This window comes from Marinobacter sp. PE14, from assembly GCF_053566155.1.
This window is the reverse complement of sequence record NZ_JBQXNY010000002.1, coordinates 257,848-279,178: the sequence shown is the minus strand read 5'-3', so window position 1 is coordinate 279,178 and position 21,331 is coordinate 257,848. Positions and strand designations below refer to the sequence as shown.

18 protein-coding genes are annotated in these 21,331 nt (G+C 59.4%); 11 read left to right on the top strand and 7 right to left on the bottom strand.

Going from position 1 to position 21,331, the window contains the following annotated elements:
• Nucleotides 1-33 precede the first annotated feature (33 nt).
• From ACWJ62_RS07205 to ACWJ62_RS07195, 3 genes are read left to right on the top strand one after another with little or no spacing between them, the layout of a single operon-like run.
• Nucleotides 34-1,098 (top strand): phosphotransferase, encoded by a 1,065-nt coding sequence (locus ACWJ62_RS07205; protein WP_449285564.1) that lies wholly within the window; start codon nucleotides 34-36, stop codon nucleotides 1,096-1,098.
• Entirely contained in the window at nucleotides 1,095-1,874 is a 780-nt protein-coding gene (gene surE / locus ACWJ62_RS07200) for a 5'/3'-nucleotidase SurE (protein WP_449285563.1), read from the top strand. Before ACWJ62_RS07205 ends, surE begins: the two co-directional genes overlap by 4 nt.
• Nucleotides 1,875-1,896: 22 nt before the next feature.
• Nucleotides 1,897-3,564: a long-chain fatty acid--CoA ligase gene (locus ACWJ62_RS07195; RefSeq protein ID WP_449285562.1), complete on the top strand. Its 1,668-nt coding sequence runs from the start codon at nucleotides 1,897-1,899 to the stop codon at nucleotides 3,562-3,564.
• A gap of 5 nt (nucleotides 3,565-3,569) precedes the next feature.
• On the opposite strand, the gene ACWJ62_RS07190 is transcribed toward ACWJ62_RS07195, so the two are convergent.
• From ACWJ62_RS07190 to ACWJ62_RS07170, 5 genes are read right to left on the bottom strand one after another with little or no spacing between them, the layout of a single operon-like run.
• Nucleotides 3,570-4,028, bottom strand: coding sequence for a MaoC family dehydratase (locus tag ACWJ62_RS07190; protein WP_092031342.1), 459 nt, complete (start codon nucleotides 4,026-4,028; stop codon nucleotides 3,570-3,572).
• Nucleotides 4,029-4,049: 21 nt separating this feature from the next.
• Nucleotides 4,050-4,808, bottom strand: a complete 759-nt coding sequence (locus ACWJ62_RS07185) for a class II aldolase/adducin family protein (protein WP_449285561.1) — start codon at nucleotides 4,806-4,808, stop codon at nucleotides 4,050-4,052.
• 43 nt (nucleotides 4,809-4,851) lie between these two features.
• Nucleotides 4,852-5,988, bottom strand: coding sequence for an acyl-CoA dehydrogenase family protein (locus tag ACWJ62_RS07180; RefSeq protein WP_449285560.1), 1,137 nt, complete (start codon nucleotides 5,986-5,988; stop codon nucleotides 4,852-4,854).
• A 10-nt stretch (nucleotides 5,989-5,998) separates the two neighbouring features.
• Nucleotides 5,999-7,195 (bottom strand): acyl-CoA dehydrogenase family protein, encoded by a 1,197-nt coding sequence (locus ACWJ62_RS07175; RefSeq protein ID WP_449285559.1) that lies wholly within the window; start codon nucleotides 7,193-7,195, stop codon nucleotides 5,999-6,001.
• Between the two features lie 31 nt (nucleotides 7,196-7,226).
• Nucleotides 7,227-8,396, bottom strand: coding sequence for an acyl-CoA dehydrogenase (locus ACWJ62_RS07170; RefSeq protein ID WP_008177046.1), 1,170 nt, complete (start codon nucleotides 8,394-8,396; stop codon nucleotides 7,227-7,229).
• Between the two features lie 202 nt (nucleotides 8,397-8,598).
• Between ACWJ62_RS07170 and ACWJ62_RS07165 the strand changes: the two genes are divergently transcribed.
• A complete protein-coding gene (locus ACWJ62_RS07165; RefSeq protein ID WP_449286152.1) occupies nucleotides 8,599-9,954 on the top strand; it encodes a hypothetical protein in 1,356 nt (451 codons plus the stop codon).
• 6 nt (nucleotides 9,955-9,960) lie between these two features.
• On the opposite strand, the gene ACWJ62_RS07160 is transcribed toward ACWJ62_RS07165, so the two are convergent.
• Nucleotides 9,961-10,890 (bottom strand): 2-hydroxyacid dehydrogenase, encoded by a 930-nt coding sequence (locus ACWJ62_RS07160; protein WP_449285558.1) that lies wholly within the window; start codon nucleotides 10,888-10,890, stop codon nucleotides 9,961-9,963.
• 275 nt (nucleotides 10,891-11,165) lie between these two features.
• Here ACWJ62_RS07160 and ACWJ62_RS07155 point away from each other — a divergent pair, with 275 nt between their 5' ends.
• From ACWJ62_RS07155 to ACWJ62_RS07135, 5 genes are all read left to right on the top strand, one after another.
• On the top strand, nucleotides 11,166-11,990 hold the full coding sequence (locus tag ACWJ62_RS07155) for an IclR family transcriptional regulator (protein ID WP_008177052.1): 825 nt from the start codon (nucleotides 11,166-11,168) through the stop codon (nucleotides 11,988-11,990).
• Nucleotides 11,991-12,157: 167 nt separating this feature from the next.
• Nucleotides 12,158-14,251 carry a 3-hydroxyacyl-CoA dehydrogenase NAD-binding domain-containing protein gene (locus ACWJ62_RS07150; protein WP_449285557.1) on the top strand — a complete coding sequence of 698 codons (2,094 nt, stop codon included), beginning with the start codon at nucleotides 12,158-12,160 and terminating at the stop codon, nucleotides 14,249-14,251.
• 186 nt (nucleotides 14,252-14,437) lie between these two features.
• Nucleotides 14,438-15,622 carry an acetyl-CoA C-acyltransferase gene (locus ACWJ62_RS07145; RefSeq protein ID WP_449285556.1) on the top strand — a complete coding sequence of 395 codons (1,185 nt, stop codon included), beginning with the start codon at nucleotides 14,438-14,440 and terminating at the stop codon, nucleotides 15,620-15,622.
• Between the two features lie 67 nt (nucleotides 15,623-15,689).
• Nucleotides 15,690-16,796 carry a zinc-binding dehydrogenase gene (locus ACWJ62_RS07140; RefSeq protein WP_449285555.1) on the top strand — a complete coding sequence of 369 codons (1,107 nt, stop codon included), beginning with the start codon at nucleotides 15,690-15,692 and terminating at the stop codon, nucleotides 16,794-16,796.
• 10 nt (nucleotides 16,797-16,806) lie between these two features.
• Nucleotides 16,807-18,222: an aldehyde dehydrogenase family protein gene (locus ACWJ62_RS07135; RefSeq protein ID WP_449285554.1), complete on the top strand. Its 1,416-nt coding sequence runs from the start codon at nucleotides 16,807-16,809 to the stop codon at nucleotides 18,220-18,222.
• Between the two features lie 162 nt (nucleotides 18,223-18,384).
• Here the strand turns inward: ACWJ62_RS07135 and ACWJ62_RS07130 are convergent, their stop codons facing one another.
• On the bottom strand, nucleotides 18,385-18,966 hold the full coding sequence (locus ACWJ62_RS07130) for a QsdR family transcriptional regulator (RefSeq protein WP_449285553.1): 582 nt from the start codon (nucleotides 18,964-18,966) through the stop codon (nucleotides 18,385-18,387).
• Nucleotides 18,967-19,126: 160 nt separating this feature from the next.
• On the opposite strand from ACWJ62_RS07130, the gene ACWJ62_RS07125 reads away from it, so the two are divergent.
• Nucleotides 19,127-19,828: a response regulator transcription factor gene (locus ACWJ62_RS07125; RefSeq protein WP_014579066.1), complete on the top strand. Its 702-nt coding sequence runs from the start codon at nucleotides 19,127-19,129 to the stop codon at nucleotides 19,826-19,828.
• Nucleotides 19,829-19,830: 2 nt separating this feature from the next.
• A complete protein-coding gene (locus ACWJ62_RS07120) occupies nucleotides 19,831-21,330 on the top strand; it encodes a sensor histidine kinase (protein WP_449285552.1) in 1,500 nt (499 codons plus the stop codon).
• The last annotated feature ends 1 nt before the right edge of the window (nucleotide 21,331 follow it).

Here is a 21,331-nt window from a genome sequence, read left to right as displayed (position 1 = left end):
GGCCGACGCCCCAAAACTGAAGGCAAAACAAAAATGAGCATCACCCCAGAGCTGGTAGACGTCCTCCCGGCCCACAAATTCGACGAAGCCAGCCTCCTGAGCTGGCTGCAGCAGACCATACCGGACTTTGGTACAAGGCTGGATGTCCGGCAATTCCAGGGTGGCCAGTCCAACCCCACGTTTCTGCTGGACACCGACAGCGGCCAATACGTGCTGCGCAAAAAGCCGCCCGGCAAAACCCTGCCCTCCGCCCACATGGTAGAACGAGAGTACAAAGTCATGCGTGCCCTGTCCGAGCACACCAGTGTCCCGGTGCCAAACACCCGGGCCCTGTGCGAAGACAGCAATGTCATCGGCACACCGTTCTACGTCATGGATTACCTTGAGGGCCGTATCGTCAGCCACTCGGCGCTGCGGGCGCTGGATCGCCAGGAACGGCTGCCGGCTCATCACTCGGCCATCGACACCCTGGCGCGCCTTCACTCGGTGGATGTGAAGGCGGTCGGTCTTGGTGACTTTGGCCGGCCGGAAGGGTATGTGGCCCGGCAGGTGGCTAGATGGAGCAACCAGTACCTGGCTTCCAAAACCGACGAGCTTCCGGCAATGGACAAGCTTATGGCCTGGCTTCCGGAGAACCTGCCCTCAACCGACGAATGCGCCATCGCCCATGGCGATTACCGCTTTGGCAATCTGATGCTGGCGCCGCAGCGGCCCGAGGTTATTGCCATCCTGGACTGGGAGCTGTCCACCCTCGGCCACCCGCTGGCGGACCTGGCGTATTACTGCCTGCCGTACTACCTGCCGTCGGACCTGCAGGGCATGCGAGGACTGCAGGGAGAAGACCTGGAGGCACTGGGTATTCCGGACGAACAGGAAACCATTGCCCGATACTGCCGGCAGACCGGCCGGGACGACATCGCCGACTGGCACGTGTTCCTGGCGTTTTCCCTGTTCCGGCTGGCGTCTATTCTTCAGGGTGTCTACAAGCGGGCGCTGGATGGCAATGCCGCCAATGCCGATGCCCTGGAGGTTGGCCGGCGGGCAAGCCTTCTGGCCGATGTCGGCTGGCGGATTGCCAGTGAGGGACCATCGTCATGAACGATCCCATGGTCAAACGCATCCTGATCACCAATGATGACGGCATCAACGCGCCAGGCCTGAAAGTGCTCGAGCAGATCGCCCGCAACCTGGCCGAGGAGGTCTGGGTGGTGGCGCCGGAGCATGATCGTAGCGGCGCCGGCCAGAGCATCTCCATTCATGATCCTTTGCGGGTGTATGAGCAGGGTGACAGGCGCTATGCAGTCTCCGGTACGCCGGCGGACTGTGTGCTCTATTCGCTGGCCCGGTGGTTCGGGGAAACCCCGCCGGATCTGGTGCTTTCCGGGGTGAACTGCGGCGCCAATATCAGCGATTCCGTGCAGTATTCCGGAACCGTCGGCGCGGTGCTGAGTGCCGAACACATGGGCATACCTGCCATGGCACTGAGCCAGGCGTTTCTGAGTCGCGAAGGCGTGGACTGGTCGCCGGTTTCCATTCATGGCGAGGCCATCATCAGGCAGCTGTGGCAGCCAGGTCTGAATCGGGCCTGGAACGTCAACTTTCCCGCCTGCGAGGCGGCCGGCATCAGCCGGGCCCGCTGGTGCCGGGAGTCCAACGGCTCCATACAGCGCGCCCGCCTGCAGGCGGGCCAGGATGCCCGAAATCTGCCGTACTGGTGGCTGGGGTTTGATCGCAGTTCGCGTCACATTGTGGCGCCCGATGAAGACGCCAGCGTGTTGCGGGACAAAGCCATCGCCATTACGCCATTACGCCACCAGGACCGCCTGCCTGGCGGCGCTGACGTTTTTGATCTGGCCGCCTCAGCGGCCCACTGAACCGAAAAAGGGGATCACAACAATGCCATTTACCCGCCATTACGCCGTGTGGCCGAGGGAACTGCCCAAAAGCCTGGCCTTGCCACGAACCAGCGTGTTTACCAACCTTGAGATTTCGGCGCGGCGCTATCCGGACCGTAACGCCATCGTTTTCTACGATGCACCCATGACCTACAGCCAGCTGTTCCGGGAAGTGGAGGCCATGGCCGGCTACCTGCAGGCCCAGGGCGTTGCTAAAGGTGATCGGGTGTTGCTGTACATGCAGAACTCCCCGCAATACGTGATTGCCTATTACGCCATTCTGCGGGCGGATGCCGTGGTAATCCCTATCAACCCGATGAACCGAGCGGCGGAACTGGAGCATTTTGTTGCGGATACGGGTGCCAATGTATGCCTCGCAGGTCAGGAGCTGGCCGGCTTTATTGCTCCGTTGTTAAAGACCACCGATCTCAACCACATCGTGGTAGCTTCCTACAGCAGCTATATCGCACCGGACACCGATCTGGCCTTGCCAGCGGAAGTCGCCGCTCCGGCCTGGTCGCAGGAACTGGCCGGCATGGTCAGCTGGGAGCAGGCGCTGGCGGAAGGCCATGCGCCCTCGGCGCACACCGCCGGCCCGGCCGATCTCGCCGTGATTCCCTACAGTTCCGGCACCACCGGCGCCCCGAAGGGCTGCATGCACACTCATCGCAGCGTGATGGCTACCGCCGTGCACCGGGCCTTCTGGAACCTGAGCACCGCCAGTACGGTGCAGCTGGCCACCTTGCCATTCTTCCACGTCACCGGCATGACCGGTTCCATGAACAGCCCCATCTACAGCGGCTCCACTACAGTGATCATGACTCGCTGGGACCGGACCACCGCGGCGCGGCTGATCGAACGGTATAAAGTCACCGGCTGGACCAACATTGTCACCATGGCGGTGGACTTCCTCTCCAACCCCGACCTTGGCCGGTACGACCTGTCGAGTCTCACCACCATCGGCGGAGGCGGGGCAGCGATGCCAGAGGCCGTGGCCGCCAAGCTCAAGACCATGACCGGTCTGGATTATATTGAGGGGTATGGCCTTTCAGAAACCATGGCAGCCACCCACATCAACCCCTCGAACCGGCCGAAGCCCCAGTGCCTCGGCATCCCGGTGTTTGATGTCGACAGCCGGATCATTGATGTCGACACCCTGCAGGAAAAAGGCCCTGGCGAGACCGGTGAAATCGTCTCCAGCGGGCCGCAGGTTACCATCGGGTACTGGAACCGGCCCGCGGAAACCGAAGCTGCGTTTGTGGAGATCGATGGCAAGCAGTTTTTCCGCACCGGCGATCTGGGTTACTACGATGAGGAGGGCTATTTCTTCATGGTCGACCGGGTCAAGCGGATGATCAACGCATCCGGTTACAAGGTCTGGCCGTCCGAGGTGGAGGGCCTGATGTACCGCCATCCCGGGATTCATGAGGTCTGCATTATTTCCTCGCCGGATCCGAAGCGCGGTGAGACCGTGAAGGCCTGCATTGTGCTGACTCCGGAGGCGGAGGGAAAAACGAGCGAAGAGGACATCATCGCCTGGTGCAAGGAGCAGATGGCAGCCTACAAGATTCCTACCCTGATCGAGTTTGTCGACCAGCTGCCAAAGTCGCCAACCGGCAAGCTGATGTGGCGGGCGCTGCAGGAAGAGGAGTGGGAAGCCAAGTCCTGAGCGACTCAGCTCCGCACATACATGGCGAGATGTTCGGCGACGCAGGCGGGCTTTTCCCCGCCTCGGATTTCCAGGGTGGTGCGATAGGTGGCCAGCGTCCGCTGCTCATCTACCCTGGTCACGTCCAACAGCTCCATTTTGCTGCGGATCTGCGCGCCGGCTTTTACCGCTGCCGGGAAGCGCAGCTTGTTAAGCCCGTAATTGATACTGGCGCTCTTGCCTTGCACATTGATGACCTGTTGATTCAGCAGGGGAATCAGTGATGCCGTCAGAAATCCGTGCGCCACGGTGCTCTTCCAGGGCGACTCTCGCCTGGCTCTCTCCACATCAAGATGTATCCATTGATGATCGCCGGTGGCATCGGCGAAGGCCTGTATCATTTCCTGGCTGATGGTTTTCCAGGGACTGTGGCCAATCACCGAGTTCTTGTGATGGGCCAGATCGTCCAGTTGCACTGTCAGCATAGCCTCAGTCCCCGTTGGGCGTCAGACCGCATAACCCGGATTCTTGCTGTCCAGAAGCCGGATCAGTGCCGGCCAGGTCAGTTTCGCTGCCATGCCCAATTGTTGCGACTGCTCGGCGGTGGTGCGAATGGCCTGTTCCGAGGGAAGGTGGGTGGGGCCACAGCTCTGGGCCTTGACCTGGATCTCGCAGGCTTTCATCAGGAAATACAGGTAGGTAAAGGTTTCCGGTACATCCTTGCCTGCGGTCAGCACGCCGTGGTTGCGCAGTATCATCATGGACCGGTTGCCCAGGTCCCGGATCAGCCGATCGCGTTCGTCCAGATTGAGTGCCACGCCTTCGTACTCGTGATAGCAGAGGTGGTCGAGACACAGCATGGCGGTCTGGCTCAGGGGCAGCAGGCCGTCTCGGTGTGCCGATACCGCGACCCCGTCCGGTGCGTGTAGGTGCATCACCGCGCCGGCATCGTCCCGGCCCATATGCACCGCGCTGTGAATGGTGAAACCGGCGGGATTGACGCGTCCCAGGCCGGCTGCCTCCACCACTTGGCCTTCCTGGTCGACCTTGACCAGCGACGAGGCGGTAATCTCGTGAAACAGCAGTCCGTAAGGGTTGATCAGGAAGTGGTGATCCGGCCCGGGTACCCGGGCCGAGAGATGGGTGAACACCAGATCATCCCAGCCGAACAGGGCCACCAGCCGATAGGCGGCGGCCAGCTCGGTGCGGACCTGCCACTCGGCTTTCCTGAGATCCTGTTCCGTTGACGGTTCATTTGTTGTCATTATTGATCTCTTCGGGCCCAAGATTTCGTTTGTTTGCGGACCTTTACTTTAGCAGGGCCGCAAAGCGCTCCAGATGGAAGTCGTCGTCGCCCAGTTGATGGTTGATCATCACAAGCCGCTTGGCGTAGTGGGCAAAGTTGTACTCCCAGGTCATACCGATACCGCCGTGGGACTGGATGCCCTGCTCGGAAATGAACTGGCCACTGCGGCCAATCACATTCTTGGCGGCGGCCAGAATCCGGCGGCGCTCGTCGCTCTGGGGCTCGTCGGCAACGCTGGCTGCCAGGATGGCCATGGAGCGGGCCTGCTCAAGCTCCGACATCATATCCACCATTCGATGCTGAAGTACCTGGAATTTGCCGATGGGTACGCCGAATTGTTTGCGCTGTTTCAGGTACTCCAGAGTCAGGTCACAGGCCACTTCCATGGCGCCCACAGCCTCACCGCATAAAGCGGAAATGGCGCGTCCGGCCTGGTATTCAATGACTTCTGCGGCCTTGCCTTCTTCACCGAGCAGGGCATCGGGGCCCAGCTTGACGTTGTTCAGGAACAGGTCGCAGCCCCTGGAACCATCAATGGTGGGGTAGGTGCGATGTTCCAGCCCTTCGGCATCGGCGCTGATCAGGAACAGGCTGATGCCATCGGCATCGCGGCTGTTGCCGGAAGTACGGGCAGAGACGACCAGTACATCGGCACAGTGGCCGCCAATGACCACGGCCTTGCGACCGTTCAGCACGTAGCCGTCCCCGGACTTCTCGGCACGGGCTTCCACGTCATTCAGGTCGTAAAAGCTCTGGGGCTCCTGAAGACCGACAGCTGCGCGTGTCTCGCCGCTGGCGATGCCGCCAAGCCATTGTTCGTGCTGCTCACTGTTGCCGGCCTGGCTGATCAGCCCGCCACCGAGAACCACGGACTGGAGGTAAGGCTCGATACACAGGCCTCGACCCAGTTCGGTCATCACGCTTTGCACTTCAACGCCAGTACCGCCAAATCCACCGAGTTCCTCCGGAAAGGGGACGGCGGTCAGACCTAGTTCACCAAGCTGTTTCCAGAAGTCGGCGCTGAAGCCCAGCTCCGATTCGCTGTATTCCAGGCGTTTCTCAAAACTGTATTCACCGCGCACCAGGCGGGCCACGGTGTCCTGCAGCATCTGCTGCTCTTCGTTGAGTCGGAAATCCATGGTCGCCTCCTTAAAGCCCGAGAATCATTTTCGACACGATATTCTTCTGGATCTCGTTGGATCCGCCGAAAATCGACAGCTTGCGGTTGTTGAAGTACTGGGGAGTTACCGGTGCGGCGTTCTCGTCCGAGAGGAAATCGCCGTCGTCATCCAGGTCCATTTCCTCTTCCACAAACGGGATGGCGTAGGGACCAATGGCCCGGCGGGCCAGGTCGTTAATGGTCTGACGGATTTCGGTACCGCGTACTTTCAGCATCGAGCTTTCCGCACCCGGCATGCCGCCGCCTTCCACCGAGGCGATAATGCGCAGGTTGCTGATTGACGCCGCCATCAGGTCAATCTCAACCTTGGCAATGCGCTGGCTGAACGACGCATCCTCTATCAGCGGGCGACCGTTCTTGGTCCGGCGGGTCGCCAGCTCCTTCAGGTGCTGCAATGCGGCTTTGGAAATGCCGATGCCGGCCAGACCGGTGCGTTCGTAGGTCAGCAGGTACTTGGCGTAGGTCCACCCCTTGTCTTCCTCGCCCACCAGATTCTCCACGGGGACTTTCACATCCTCGAAGAACACTTCGTTAACTTCGTGCTCGCCATCAAGAGTGATGATAGGGCGCACGGTAATGCCTGGGGTGTCCATGTCTATCAGCAGAAAGGAAATGCCTTCCTGGGCCTTCACTTCGGTGTTGGTGCGAACCAGGCAGAAAATCATGTTGGCGTGCTGGCCCAGGGTGGTCCAGGTTTTCTGGCCATTCACAATGTAATGGTCGCCGTCGCGCACTGCCCGGGTCTTGAGAGAGGCCAGGTCCGAGCCCGCGCCCGGCTCGGAATAGCCCTGGCACCACCAGTCTTCGCCACTGAGAATGCGTGGCAGGTATCTCTGTTTCTGCTCTTCGGTGCCAAATTTGATAATCACTGGCGCCACCATGTTGACGCCGAAGGGTACAGAGCGCGGTGCGCCATAGCGGGACGACTCTTCGTCCCAGATGTGCTTCTGAACAGGACTCCAGTTCACACCGCCGTATTCTTTCGGCCAATGGGTGGCGTACCAGCCCTGTTCATTGAGGATCTTTTGCCAGCGTTGATGATCCTGTTTGGATAGGCGGCGGAACCCCTTTACCTTGGCGGCAATATCCGCGGGTAGTTTCTCATCCAGAAAGGCCCGGACTTCATCACGGAAGGCGAGTTCCTCGGCGGTGTAGTTCAAGTTCATGGGGAAAACCTCGTTCGCGTTGATCTGTCTATCAGCTGAAAGCCTGGATGCCGGTCTGTCCGCGACCCAGAATCAGGGCGTGGACGTCGTGGGTACCCTCGTAGGTGTTCACCGCCTCGAGGTTCATCACGTGGCGAATCACATGGTACTCGTCGGAAATGCCGTTACCGCCGTGCATGTCCCGGGCAACCCGGGCGATGTCCAGGGCTTTGCCACAATTGTTGCGCTTGAGCAGTGAAATGGCGTCCGGTGTTACCGTGCCGGCATCCATCATCCGGCCCAGCTGGAGAACCGCCTGCAGGCCGATGGTGATCTCGGTCTGCATGTCCACCAGCTTTTTCTGGACCAGCTGGTTGGCAGCCAGGGGCTTGCCGAACTGTATGCGCTCAAGGGTGTAATTGCGGGCGGCATGCCAGCAGAACTCGGCAGCACCGAGCGAACCCCAGCTAATGCCAAAACGGGCCTTGTTCAGACAGCTGAAGGGGCCTTTCAGGCCCTCTACGTCCAGACGATTCTCTTCCGGAACGAACACCTCATCCATGAAAATGGAGCCGGTCTCCGACGCCCGCAGGGAGAATTTGCCCTCGATCTTCGGCGCGTCCAGACCTTTGGCGCCTTCGCGCTCAATCACAAAGCCGTTCACCTTGCCATCAAACTTGGCCCAGACTACAAAGATGTCGGCAATCGGGGAGTTGGTGATCCAGGTCTTGGAGCCACTTAGCAGGTACCCGCCATCAACTTTCTTGGCACGGGTTTCCATGCCGCCGGGATCGGAGCCATGGTTGGGCTCGGTCAGGCCGAAACAGCCAACGTATTCACCGGAGGCCAGCTTGGGCAGGATGCGTTTTTTCATCGCTTCTTGGCCGTAGGAATAGATCGGGTACATGACCAGGGAGGACTGAACGCTCAGGGCTGAACGATAGGCGGAATCCACCCGTTCCACTTCCCGGGCAATCAGGCCGTAACAGACGTGGTTCAGCCCCGGGCCGCCGTATTCCTCCGGCAGGGTCGCACCCAGCATGCCGAGTTCGCCCATCTGGTTGAAGATAGTGCGGTCGAACTTCTCATGCCGGTTGGCCTCGGTGATGCCGGGCATCAGTTGCTGGTCGCAGAAGCTGCGAATACTGTCTCGGACCTGGCGTTCGGTTTCGTCCAGTTGTGAGTCGAAATCCAGCAGGTCATTCCAGGGTGCGAAAGCCATTTGTAGTCTCCTGAAAGCGAATATCGGGTGTCCGGTTGAGGTCCGGTTATAGGGACACCGGACCAATCTGTGCTATCTTTGTGTTAACACAGTTTCATTAAGCGAAACTGTGTTTTGTAATTCGATGTTGAAAGACTAATCCGGGTGTTGTGGAAATGCAAGCAGTGTTCAAATCTGACTGGGCGCTCCTGCCGTGAGCAATATGCTGAAGTGGCTCGTGTCCCTGGCTGTGGTAACAGAGCTGGTGGCCATCTGCCTTGGGCATCGCGAACTGAGCGCGTTCGCCGGCGTTATGTTTGTCGGGGCCTTCCTGCTCGGCATTGGTGCAGGGAACCTTCAGGGTTACGCGCGGGTGTTGCTGGTGATTGCACTGGCAGTGCTCGGAGCCTTTGCTGTGCAAGGTTCCCTGAATACCGCGCAATTGTTGAAAGCGGCCTCCGATGCGGCCTTTTATTCGGCTTTTCTGGGCAGCCTGGGAATGATGCAGTGCCTGGTACGCCGGTTCGAGGTGCTGCGCCGGATTCATGATGTGCTGCTGGGTGGCAAGCCAGTGTTGCTCTATCCCAAGTACGCCCTGGTCAGCTGTGGTGTTGCAACGGTGTTGAGTTTTGGAATGATGAGCCTGTTGTGCGGCACACTTGCTGAGACCCTTCGTGAGCGGGGCATTACCGGCGAATCCCGTCTGCAGTGGCTGCGTAGCGTCCTGATCAGTGCCCTGAGGGGCTTTGCGCTGGTGCCGCTGGTGGCGCCCACCAGTGTCGCTGTAGCCATTCTTACCCGGGAACTGCCCCAGTTGAGCTGGTCCCAGCTGTTGCCGTTCGGATTGGTAGCCGCATTGTTGATGGTGTTGATTGGCTGGGTGCTCGAGCAGAGCCGGTTTCGCAAGATCAGCAATGAGCGTGTCGCCGTTGAGGGCTGGCTGCCGGGTACCGGAAGTCTGCTGGCGCTGATCCTCGTGGTCTTCTCGCTGATGGCGGCACTGGTGGCGACGACCGGGTTCAAGGTATCGGTAGCGGCCATGCTTTCCGTCCCGACCGTAACCCTGATCTACATGTTGTGGCAGGAACGTGGGCTGATACCGGTTTTGCGAGAGGGCGCGGGCCAGGTGTGGAACATGCACAACGAGATGGCCATTTTCGCCGCCTCTGCAATCCTCGGTGTGGCATTGTCCGCAGTGATACCGGCCGATGCCCTGGCCGGCCTGGTGGCCACAGGCAGCGGCGTTTTCCTGGTGGCCGTTCTGGGCATGCTGATGATGCCGATGTTCTCGATGATCGGAGTTATTCCGATCACGGTTTTGAGTGTTCAGGCCGGTTTGTTGCCACAGCTGGTTGCTGAGGGTATGCATCTTCTGCCGGTGGCCGTGGCCCTGGTGATTGGCTTCTCCCTGGCCATGATGCTTTCGCCCTTCGGCCCCTCGGTGATGCTGCTATCCAGGTTCGGGCAAATCTCACGGTGGGTTGTGGCGTTTCGCTGGAACGGTCTGTTCGTGCTGATCGCCCTGCCGCTGCTGCTGGTACTGACGGCTCTGGTGGCCTGGCTGACGCCGGGCCACTAACTCAGCTCAGTATCCCCTTTCAGTATCCACGACCCCGGTAATCGGGCGGCCCTGGGCATGATCCCGGATTTTTCCGGTGATCTGTTCCAGGGTGGCGTCCCGCAGGGTTCTGGCGGAAATGTGAGGCGTGATGGTGATGTCCTCCCGCTGCCAGAAAGGATGATCCTCGGGCAGAGGCTCTTTGCGGAACACATCCAGGGAAGCCTTTCGCAGTATGCCCTCGTCCAGAGCTCTGAGCAGATCGTCCTCCACCAGATGTTCACCCCGGCCAACGTTGATCAGCACGGCACCCGGCTGGAGCTGGCTCAGCAGATCATAGTTGATGATGTCCCGGGTTTCGTCGGTCAGGGGCAGGGTGTTCACGAGAACCCGTGTCGATTTCAGAAACCCGGCGAGCTGGTCCGGACCGGCATGGGTGCTGACAACCTCCAGGCTGTGCTCTCCTCGCGCCCAGCCGCTCACCCGGTAATCCAGAGCTGCCAATGTTCGTGCCACGCGCTTGCCGATATGGCCAAGCCCCATAACGCCCACGGGCCACTCGCTGCGCTTCATGGGGCGGTGAATTTTCCAGACGCCTTGGCGTTGCTGCTCCCGATAGGTTTCCATTTCGCGGTTTGCTTCCAGAAGCTGATGCAGCACGTACTCAGCCATCTGCGCCGACATGCCCGCGTCTTCCAGGCGCACTACGGTCAGATCTTTCGGAAGGTTCGGCACCTTCAATAGCCCGTCAATGCCGGCTCCCAGGTTGAATACCGCCTTCAGGTGCTTCTCCCGTTCGAACAGGGCTGAAGGTGGTTGCCAGACGATGGCGTAGTCCGCGTTGACCGCCGGCCCGTCCGGATCCCAGGCGTAAATCTCTGCCTCTGGCAGGAGTTCGCGGATGGGGACTGTCCAGCGTTCGGGTTTGGGATCGCCTGCCACAAAAAGAATCTTCATTTCGCCTCCGGGGTCGCCACGGGGTTTGATGGCTGCTAACGTGTTTTGCAATGCAGAATAAAGTATCGAATTGGATGGGTAAAGGCGGTACGAAATACTGCAATGCGAGTTTTATTTTGAAACATAACTACCAATCGTTTCATATTTGGTACGGGTTTTGACAATACTTTCTGGTACTTGATTTCTGCAGCGATTAAAATGATGAATCCTTAATTATTCACCATATTAATACACCGGTTACCGGAGCGGGCGACGCGGTTGGAGGACGTCCCATTATGGCAGGAAAAAAGCAGATCTCACCCGAACTGAAAGTGGCATCCACTGACGGTAAGCCCGTGAAGCCGGAAAAAGACCGCAAGTTTGTCGAGGCCCTGTCCCGCGGCCTGGACGTGCTCCGCGCCTTCAGCCAGGGTCCTGTCATCCTGGGGAACCAGGACATCGCCCGCATCACCGGGCTGCCCAAGCCGACCGTGTCGCGGATGACCTACACCCTCACCAAACTGGGTTACCTGAGCTACAACACCCAGCTGGAGAAATACCAGCTGAGCTCCGGGGTGCTGGCACTTGGCTATGCCTACGTGTCCAATCTCAAGGTGCGTCAGCTGGCCAAGCCCTACATGGACGAGTTCGCCCGCCAAACCAACATGTCCGTTGGCCTCACCTGCCGGGACCGGTTGCATATGATCTACGTGGAAAACCGTCTGCCACCGGAAGCCTCCCTGTTGCGGATGGATATCGGCCTGAAACTGCCGATGGCCAGTACCTCCGCCGGCCGCGCCTACTACTGTGCCGTCAGCGACAAGGCTCGCCTGGTGATTGACGACGCCATGGCCGAAAAATATGGTGATGCCTGGCCAGAGAAGAAGCAGGGCCTCGACCAAGCCATGAAGGACTACAAGGAACACGGCTTCTGCCTGTCCATTGGCGAATGGGACCGGAACATCAACTCTGCTGGCGTGCCCATTCACTTGCAGGATGGCACCATCATGGCCCTGACCTGTGCCGCGCCGTCTTACCTGGTGCCGGCCGAAAAGCTTCGCGGTTCCATTGCCCACCAGCTGGCGATGCTGGCAGGCGATATCGAATCGCTGGGTGTTTAAAAGCCACCTCCCGACAAACTCCAAACCAAGAAACCGCAGAAGAACCCCTGCGGTTTTTTTATACCTGTAGTTTAATGGGTGGTTGAAACCACAAACGAACTTGTATTAAATCGTACGCATGTTTCGCTAGTTAAAACCATATTTCAGAACCAATGCGAGGAGAAATCATGTCTGAGGTCGTTAGCTATAGCCGGGAAGGCAACATCGGCGTTATTACCGTGAACTACCCGCCGGTAAACGCCCTCGGCCAGGCTGTTCGTTCTGGCCTGCTCGCAGCCCTGGAGCAGGGCCAGAAGGATGCAGAGGCCAAGGCGCTTCTGCTGGTTTGCGAAGGGCGCACGTTCATTGCCGGCGCCGACATTCGTGAATTCGGCAAGCCCATGCAGGAGCCCACCCTGCCGACACTGGTCAACACCTTTGAAAACAGCGATAAGCCGCTGGTTGCGGCGATCCATGGCACCGCCCTGGGCGGTGGTCTGGAAACCGCATTGAGCTGCCACTACCGGGTTGCCGTCACCAGCGCCAAGGTGGGCCTGCCGGAAGTGAAGCTCGGGCTTCTGCCCGGTGCTGGCGGCACCCAGCGGCTGCCTCGCCTGACCGGCGCCCAAAAAGCGCTGGAAATGATCACCACCGGTGAGTTTGTCGGTGCCAACGATGCCCTGGCCCTCGGCATCCTTGATGCCGTGGAAGAAGGCGACGATATCCGCGCTGTCGGTATGGCCTATGCGCAGAAAGTAATCGATGAAGGCAAACCAGTGCGTCGTGTTCGAGATATCACCGACAAAATCGAAGCGGACAAGGGCAGCGATGTCTTTGACCAGTTCCGTGACGAGCTGAAGAAGCGGGCCCGGGGCCTGTTCTCCCCGTTCAAGTGTGTCGATGCCGTGGAAGCGGCCTTCAACCTGCCTTTCGATGAGGGCATGAAACGTGAGCGCGAACTGTTCATGGAATGCATGGAATCGCCCCAGCGCGCCGGACTGATCCATTCTTTCTTCGGCGAGCGTGAGGTCTCCAAGGTCAAAGGGCTGCCGAAAGATACGCCGGTTCGTGATGTGAGGAGTGTCGGCATCATTGGCGCGGGCACCATGGGCGGTGGTATCGCCATGAACTTCGTCAACGTGGGGATTCCGGTCACCATGGTCGAGGTCAAGCAGGAAGCCCTGGACAAGGGCCTGGCGATCATCCGCCGCAACTACGAGAACTCCGCGAAGAAAGGCAAGCTCACCCAGGAGCAGGTGGAACAGCGGATGTCGCTGATCACTCCGAGCCTGACCTATGACGATTTCCGGGATGCTGATCTGGTGATCGAGGCAGTATTCGAGAATATGGCGATCAAAAAAGAAATCTTCGCCAAGCTTGATGAGGTCTGCAAGCCGGGTGCGATTCTGGCGTCAAATACTTCCACCCTTGATATCGACGAAATTGCGTCTGCCACCAAGCGTCCGGAAGACGTGGTGGGTATGCACTTCTTCAGCCCGGCTAACGTGATGAAGCTGCTGGAGAACGTGCGGGGCAGCAAGACCTCCGACGAAGTGAAAGCCACCGTGATGGCGGTCGCCAAGAAGATCAAGAAAGTCGGTGTCATGGTGGGCAACTGCTATGGCTTTGTCGGTAACCGGATGCTCCACAAGCGCGGCACCGAAGCCATGTCGCTTGTAGACGAGGGCGCCACCCCGCAGCAGGTCGACAAGGTGCTGACCGATCTCGGCTTCCCCATGGGCCAGTTTGCGATGTCCGATCTGGCCGGGATTGATGTGGGTTACCGCATCCGGGAAGAGCGCCGCAAGGCGGGCGAGGATATCCCGGCCAGCTGGATGGACAAGCTCGCGGAGCAGGGCCGCCTTGGTCAGAAGACCCAGTCGGGTGTATACAAGTATGAGGAAGGCAGCCGCAAGCCGATTCCCGACCCGGAAGTGGAGCATTTGATCGAGCAATTCCGCAAGGAGCAGGGGATCACGCCACGGGAGATCACAGACCAGGAGATCCTTGAGCGCTGCGTGTATGTGATGATCAACGAGGGTGCCAAGATCCTGGAAGAAGGCATTGCCGATCGTCCGCTGGATATCGACATTGTCTGGATCTACGGTTATGGCTTCCCGGCCTATCGTGGTGGCCCGATGTTCTGGGCCGATCAGGAAGGTTTGGATACGATTCTTTCAGCGGTGAAGAAGTATCAGAGCACCGTTGGTGGTGAGCAGTGGGAGCCGTCGGCTTTGCTTGAGAAGCTGGTTGCGGATGGCCGTAAATTCGCTGACCTGTAACCTTTTGGGCGGGTCGTGGGGCGGGGTGTCTTTTCCGCCCCACGACCGGTTCAGTTAGTACTTTGGACCTGTAGGTCGGATTAGGCGAAGCCGTAATCCGACAACCAGAGGTAAACGGTCAATTCGATGTCGGGTTACGGCTTTGCCTAACCCGACCTACATGTTTCGAAAAATGAGGACATTGTTATGTCTGATGCAGTCATCGTCTCAACTGCTCGCACCGGCCTTGCCAAATCTTACCGGGGCTCTTTGAACAATACCCACAGTGTGGATATGGCAGGTCACGTCATCAAGCATGCTGTTGAGCGTGCGGGCATTGATCCGTCTATTGTTGAGGACGTGATCATGGGTGCGGCCTACCAGGAGGGCGCCCAGGGTCGGAATATTGCCCGTCTGGCGGCTATCCGCGCGGGGCTTCCGGTAACCACCGCCGGGTTTTCCATCAACCGGTTCTGCAGCTCGGGTCTGCAGTCCATCGCCTTGGCTGCCCAGCGGGTTGTTTCCGAGAAGGTGCCGGCGATGGTGGCCGGTGGTGTTGAGTCTATTTCTCTGGTGCAGAACGAGAAGATCAACAGCTTTCACGCCACCAACGAGTGGCTGATGAAGCACAAACCGGAGCTGTATCTTTCGATGATCGAGACGGCGGATGTCGTGGCCAAGCGCTACAACGTCAGCCGTGAGGCCCAGGATGAGTATTCCCTGATTTCCCAGCAGCGTACTGCAGCGGCTCAGCAGGCGGGCAAGTTTGACGATGAGATTGTGCCGTTCGACGCCACCATGCTTGTGAAGGACAAGGAAACCGGTGAGGTCAGTGAAAAGCAGGTGACCCTGACCGGTGACGAATGTAACCGCCCGAACACCACCCTTGAGGGCCTGGCGGGTCTGGAGCCGGTGCGTGGGCCGGGCCAGTTCATTACCGCAGGCAATGCCAGCCAGCTGTCGGACGGTGCCTCCGTGTGCACGGTGATGAACAGCACCTATGCCGAGAAGCACAACATCGAACCCATGGGGATTTTCCGTGGCTTCGCCGTGGCGGGTTGTGAGCCAGATGAGATGGGCATCGGCCCGGTGTTTGCGATTCCTCGCCTGCTTGAGCGCAACGGTCTGACCATGGACGACATTGATTTGTGGGAGCTGAACGAAGCCTTCGCGTCCCAGGTGATTTACTGCCGTGACCGCCTCGGCATTCCCATGGAGAAGCTGAACGTAAACGGTGGCTCCATTTCCATCGGTCACCCCTTTGGTGTGACCGGCGCCCGCCAAACAGGCCATGCCCTGATTGAAGGCAAGCGTCGCGGTGCGAAATACGTGGTGATTACCATGTGTATCGGTGGCGGCCAGGGCGCTGCGGGCCTGTTTGAAGTGTTGTGAAGTCGGCATGAACCCGGGGGCAGACGAATGGGTTTTTCTGCCCCCTACTTAATCGACAGGGGGAAACATGGACAGACAAGCCAAAGCAGTCGTCTGCCGGGAATGGGGTCAGCCCGTTCAGGTGGAAACCATCACGGTGGAAGGCCCCAAGCGGGGTGAAATTACCATCAAGATCGCTGCCTGCGGCGTTTGCCACAGCGATCTCTCCGCCACCACGGGCAAGATTCCCTATCCGCCTCCCCTGGTCCTGGGACACGAAGCCGCCGGGGTTGTGGTGGAAGTCGGTGAAGGTGTAACGGCCTTCAAGGAAGGCGACCATGTGGTGAGCACGTTCATATCCATGTGCGGCAAATGCAGCCAGTGTGTCCGTGGCCGACCGGTTCTCTGCGAGAACGCCCGCAAGGCCATGTTTAACCTGCCGGATGGCACGGTCAGAACCAAAGGCGCCGACGGCGAGCCGTTGAACGTCTTTGGCGCCTGCGGCGTGATGGCCGAGTTTGCCACCATGCACGTGGACAACTGCGTCAAGGTGGATGAAACGGTGCCGATGCAGAACGCCGCCCTGGTCAGCTGTGCGGTGATGACCGGTGTCGGCGCTGTCTTCAATACTGCAAAACTGGAGCCCGGCTCCCGCGCCGCCGTGTTTGGTATTGGCGGCGTTGGCCTCAACGCCATCCAGGGCTGTGTGACCGCCGGCGCCGAGATGATCGTGGCGGTGGACAGCAACCCCGCTAAGCTGGCGATGGCGAAAGAGTTTGGTGCCACCCACACCGTGAATATCAACGAGGTGGATGACGCCGCCAAGGCTGTCAAGAAAATGACCGGCGGCGTTGACTACGCCTTCGAATGCGTGGGCGCCGGGCCGGTGGTCGAACAGGCCTACAAGAGTCTGGGCCGTGGAGGCACCGCCGTGGTCGTGGGCGTGGCAGATCCGAAGGATAAAACTTCGCTGACCACCCTCACCCTGCCAGCGGATGAGCGAACCCTTAAAGGCAGCTGGCTGGGCTCGGCCCGACCGCAGCACGATTTCCCGAGAATCCTGGGTCTTTACAAGGCTGGTAAACTCAAGCTGGATGAACTGGTTACCCGGACCTACCCCATAGAAGAAGCCGCACAGGCTTTCGATGATATGGTGGCAGGCAAGAACGCCCGTGGCGTTATCGTATTTGAATGAAGGGGGAAGCATGAACGAGCTGAACAGGAACTACATCAACGGCCAATGGGTTAGCTGGGCCGGTGACATGATCGACGTTCACGAAGCTGGCACTGGTGACGTTATTGCCCGGGTGCCCGCCTCCGGCGCGGATGAGATGGAACAGGCAATTGCCGCCGCTGACGCCGCTTTTGAAAGCTGGTCAGAAAGCACTCTGGAAGAGCGAATCAAGGTGCTGGAACAGCTGCACGCGGGCCTGAAAGAGCGCGCTCCGGAAATTGCCGAGACCGTCTGCCGGGAAGTGGGCATGCCCATCAAACTGGCCACGCCGATCCAGGCCGGTATGCCGGCTGCGGTAACCAAGAGCTACCTGAAACTGCTGCCCGACTTCCCGTTTACCGAGCAGTCCGGAAACTCCGAGGTGCAATATGCGCCGGTCGGTGTGGTTGGCTGTATTACCCCCTGGAACTACCCGCTGCACCAGGTAATCTTGAAAATCGTCCCGGCAATTGCGGCCGGTTGCACCGTGGTGCTCAAACCTTCCGAGATCGCTCCCCAGACGGCGTTTATTCTTGCCGAGATCCTCGATGGCACCGACCTGCCCAAGGGCGTGTTCAACGTGGTTTGCGGCTATGGCCATACTGTCGGCGACACCCTGATAAAGCATCCGGATGTGCGCATGGTGTCCTTCACCGGCTCCACCCGCACCGGCAACCTGATCGCCCACGCCGCGGCTGATGACTTCAAACGCTTCGCCCTGGAGATGGGCGGCAAATCTGCCTCGGTGATCCTCCCGGACGCCGACCTGGCGGCTGCCGTTAAAGGCACAATTAACAACTGCCTTCTGAACTCAGGCCAGACCTGTACTGCACTCACCCGAATGCTGGTTCCGGCCGACAAGCACGATGAAGCCTGTGAACTGGCCGCCGCTGCCGTGGCTAAAATGACCCCGGGTAACCCGCTGGAAGAAACCACACGGTTGGGCCCGCTGTCGTCTGCCCAGCAGCGTGACAAGGTGATCGACTACATCAAACTGGGGATTGATGAAGGTGCCAAACTCATCACTGGTGGCCCTGAGGCGCCCGAGGGATGCGATAAAGGTTACTTCGTTAAGGCGACGGTCTTCGGCAACGTCAAGCCGGATAGCCGTATTGCCCAGGAAGAAATCTTCGGGCCAGTTCTGTGCGTGATCCCTTACAACGACGAAGCCGAAGCGGTGAAAATCGCCAACGGCACCCAGTACGGCCTATCCGGTGCAGTCTGGTCCGGCGACGATGCCAAGGCCAAGAAAATTGCCAGCAAGCTGCGCACTGGTCAGGTATTCGTGAACGGTGGTGCGTTTAACCCGATGGCACCGTTTGGCGGCTTCGGCCATTCCGGTATCGGCCGCGAATTTGGCAAGTGGGGACTGGAGGAGTTTCTGGAAATCCGGTCTTTGCAGCTGTAAATGCCGATAGGCTGGGCTGCCGATCGGTGGCCCTGAGAGTTAGATCGGCCACGGGGTGGGGGTGTCTTTTCTGCCGGGAAAAAATGTCTGAGCGAAGCGAGTTGTTTTTCCCAGAAGAAAAGACACCCCCGCCTCGGGGCCAGCCCCCAAAGCCTGTAAGCCCTAGGCCTTCCCCCCAAGCAAAATCCGCACGGCGGTACAGGCATCCTCCAGCTCCGCCTCCCTGGGTTCGCGTCCGGCGATGATGTCGCTGTACAGGCAGGACTCTGCCAGTCGGATCATGAAGTAAGACAGGCTGAAGATGTTCATTGGTGGCTTGATATGCCCGGCCGCAACCTGGTCTTTCAGCATCCGCGTGTTGGTCTCGACCGTGCGGGTGTGCAGGATTGACTGCGAAGAGGTGAGAATTTTCAGGGCATATTCCGGATCCTGGTTGATGAATCGCCGCAGCGGCTCGAAGTGCAGGATGGCGGAGTTGGTGCGGCGGTACACGCCGACGATGTAGTCCACGCCAGTGCCGGGCGTTTCCGTCATGGCCTGTCGCCAGAGGGGTTCATACAGGGACCAGAGAATCTCGCCGATCAGCAGATCCTTGTTGCCGACCCAGCGAAACAGGGTGGCGCGGCCAATTCCGAGCTCATCAGCCAGCGGCGCCAGGTGAATGCGCTCACCCTTAAGCCACATGCGACGTGCCCGCTTGAACGCCTCGGCCGGTGTTGCCCTGGTTACGGTTTTGTCTGCCACTGAAACCTCATGCCCGAATTTGGGTTCATTTTAACGGCTAAACCCGGAGCCGGCTATGCGCGCGGTTCTGACGGCTTGTGATGGTTTTGTGAACTTTTCCGCCTACACTCTGCCATGAAAGCATCGAAAGCCACCGGCAAATTCAGCGAAGCCCATCACCATGACGCGAACGGTACTGATTATTGAAGACAACCCCGGCATCGGTGAGCTGGTCCGTATGCAGGTTTCAGATCTGGGAATGAAGCCCGTGCTCGTGGACCGGGGGGACACCGGCCTGGAACGGTTCCGGGAGGGCGGCGTCGATCTGGTTATTCTGGATCTGATGTTGCCTGGCCTGGATGGTTTGGCGGTGTGCCGCGAGATTCGTGCCTGCCCAGGCTATGTACCGGTTCTGATGTTGACGGCAAAGAGCACAGAGCTGGATCGGGTCCTGGGCCTGGAGATGGGCGCGGACGATTACCTGACGAAGCCGTTCAGCGTGGCGGAGCTCGCAGCGCGCATCAAAGCGCTTTTCCGACGGGTAGACGCACTCTCTCAGGCAGCGCCTGCAGGCGATCAGGCTGATGAGATTGAGGTGGACGGGCTTCGGATTGATCCGGTTCGCCGGCGAGTGTTTGTGGATGATCGGGAAGTGGACCTGACCGCCCGAGAGTTCGACCTGCTCTGGCACTTTGCCTCCCATCGGGGCCGGGTGTTCAGCCGGGCGCAATTGCTCGATTCTGTGTGGGGTTACAACCATGAGGGCTACGAGCATACCGTGAACACCCACATCAACCGCCTGCGCAACAAGATTGAAGCCGATCCCGCCGACCCACGATACGTCCAGACGGTCTGGGGTGTTGGCTATCGGTTCATGGATTAGCGATGGCCCTGTCTGTCTTCCGTACTCTCTATGCCCGGCTGGCGATCGGTCTGTTCCTGCTGCTGCTCGTGGTGGGTGGGCTCTTTACCTTTCTGAGTCTGGCTTCGGTGAGGGAATACTCGGCTGCGGTCAACCAGCAACTGAACCGCGACCTCGCCCGCAATCTGGTCTCCGACCGCAATCTGGTTACGGATGGCGAACTCAACCGCGATGCCCTGAAGCAGCTCTTCGAGCTGTACATGACGATCAATCCCAGTATTGAAATCTACCTTCTGGATACCGAAGGCAACATCCTTTCCTACTCCGCCGATCCGAACAAGATCAAGCGCAACCGGGTGTCCCTCGAACCAGTCCAGACCCTGCTCGCAAACCCGGGTGCTTATCCACTTCCCGGCGATGATCCGCGCAGTCATGATCGGCGGAAGGTCTTCTCGGTAACGCCGGTGCCAACGGCTGCGGATCCAACGGGTTACCTCTACGTGGTTCTGCGCGGCGAGGAGTACGACCTGGCCGAGGGCATGGTGCACAGTAACCGGCTCCTCCAGTTGGGCGCGGGCGCGCTGGCAGTGAGTCTGTTTGTCGGGCTGCTGGCGGGGCTGGTGTTCTTCCGGCTGCTGACGCGTCGGCTGTCGCGGCTTACCGAGCGGGTGGAATCCTTCGAGCGCGGCATGTTGACTGAGCGCGCCGCGGCGGTGGCGGGTAAAGGCGATGACATTGATTACCTGGCCGCCCGGTTTGATCAGATGGCCCAGCGGATTGTTGCCCAGCTGGACCTTCTGAAACACAAGGATGCCCAGCGCCGGCAGCTGGTTGCCCAGGTCTCCCATGACCTGAGAACGCCACTGGCATCCATCCAGGGTTATATCGAAGCCTTGCGCCTGAAACAGGACACGCTCGGTGCCGATGAGCGGGCACGTTTCCTGGATGTGGCCCTTACCGAAAGCCACCGGCTTGGTCGCCTGGTGGAGGAACTGTTTGAACTTGCCGCACTGGATGCCCGGGAGAAGCAGCCGAAGACAGAACCGTTTGTGGTTGCCGAACTCCTTCATGATGTGGTGCAAAAGCATCAGCCCGAGGCGGAGCGCGCCGGCGTTACCCTGTCGATTGTTTCCGTGGCTCCGATCCAGGTGCTGGCGGATATCGCCATGACCGAGCGGGTATTGGATAACCTGATCAGCAACGCCATCAGCCATTCGCCGAAAGATACGGAGATCACACTGGGTGTTGTTGAACAGGCCGGGGGTGCGGAAATTACCGTCGCGGACGCTGGTCCCGGCATCGATGATGAGGATCTGGAGCACGTCTTTGAACCCTTTTACCAGGCCGCAGGTGCTTCCAGGACGGGGCATGCCGGTCTTGGGCTCGCGATTGCCCAGAGAATGGTGACGCTGCAGCAGGGGAAACTCTCTGTGCGCAATGCCGATGGCGCCGTTTTCAGCATCTGGCTGCCCCTGGCCGGTGACAGTGCCGCGCCGCGCGGCGAAAAATCCACAGCGTTATGAA

Coding starts and splice junctions, on each gene's coding strand:
- ACWJ62_RS07205 (WP_449285564.1), top strand. CDS start 34: ATGAGCATCACCCCAGAGCTGGTAGACGTCCTCCCGGCCCACAAATTC.
- surE (WP_449285563.1), top strand. CDS start 1,095: ATGAACGATCCCATGGTCAAACGCATCCTGATCACCAATGATGACGGC.
- ACWJ62_RS07195 (WP_449285562.1), top strand. CDS start 1,897: ATGCCATTTACCCGCCATTACGCCGTGTGGCCGAGGGAACTGCCCAAA.
- ACWJ62_RS07190 (WP_092031342.1), bottom strand. CDS start 4,028: ATGCTGACAGTGCAACTGGACGATCTGGCCCATCACAAGAACTCGGTG.
- ACWJ62_RS07185 (WP_449285561.1), bottom strand. CDS start 4,808: ATGACAACAAATGAACCGTCAACGGAACAGGATCTCAGGAAAGCCGAG.
- ACWJ62_RS07180 (WP_449285560.1), bottom strand. CDS start 5,988: ATGGATTTCCGACTCAACGAAGAGCAGCAGATGCTGCAGGACACCGTG.
- ACWJ62_RS07175 (WP_449285559.1), bottom strand. CDS start 7,195: ATGAACTTGAACTACACCGCCGAGGAACTCGCCTTCCGTGATGAAGTC.
- ACWJ62_RS07170 (WP_008177046.1), bottom strand. CDS start 8,396: ATGGCTTTCGCACCCTGGAATGACCTGCTGGATTTCGACTCACAACTG.
- ACWJ62_RS07165 (WP_449286152.1), top strand. CDS start 8,599: ATGCTGAAGTGGCTCGTGTCCCTGGCTGTGGTAACAGAGCTGGTGGCC.
- ACWJ62_RS07160 (WP_449285558.1), bottom strand. CDS start 10,890: ATGAAGATTCTTTTTGTGGCAGGCGATCCCAAACCCGAACGCTGGACA.
- ACWJ62_RS07155 (WP_008177052.1), top strand. CDS start 11,166: ATGGCAGGAAAAAAGCAGATCTCACCCGAACTGAAAGTGGCATCCACT.
- ACWJ62_RS07150 (WP_449285557.1), top strand. CDS start 12,158: ATGTCTGAGGTCGTTAGCTATAGCCGGGAAGGCAACATCGGCGTTATT.
- ACWJ62_RS07145 (WP_449285556.1), top strand. CDS start 14,438: ATGTCTGATGCAGTCATCGTCTCAACTGCTCGCACCGGCCTTGCCAAA.
- ACWJ62_RS07140 (WP_449285555.1), top strand. CDS start 15,690: ATGGACAGACAAGCCAAAGCAGTCGTCTGCCGGGAATGGGGTCAGCCC.
- ACWJ62_RS07135 (WP_449285554.1), top strand. CDS start 16,807: ATGAACGAGCTGAACAGGAACTACATCAACGGCCAATGGGTTAGCTGG.
- ACWJ62_RS07125 (WP_014579066.1), top strand. CDS start 19,127: ATGACGCGAACGGTACTGATTATTGAAGACAACCCCGGCATCGGTGAG.
- ACWJ62_RS07120 (WP_449285552.1), top strand. CDS start 19,831: ATGGCCCTGTCTGTCTTCCGTACTCTCTATGCCCGGCTGGCGATCGGT.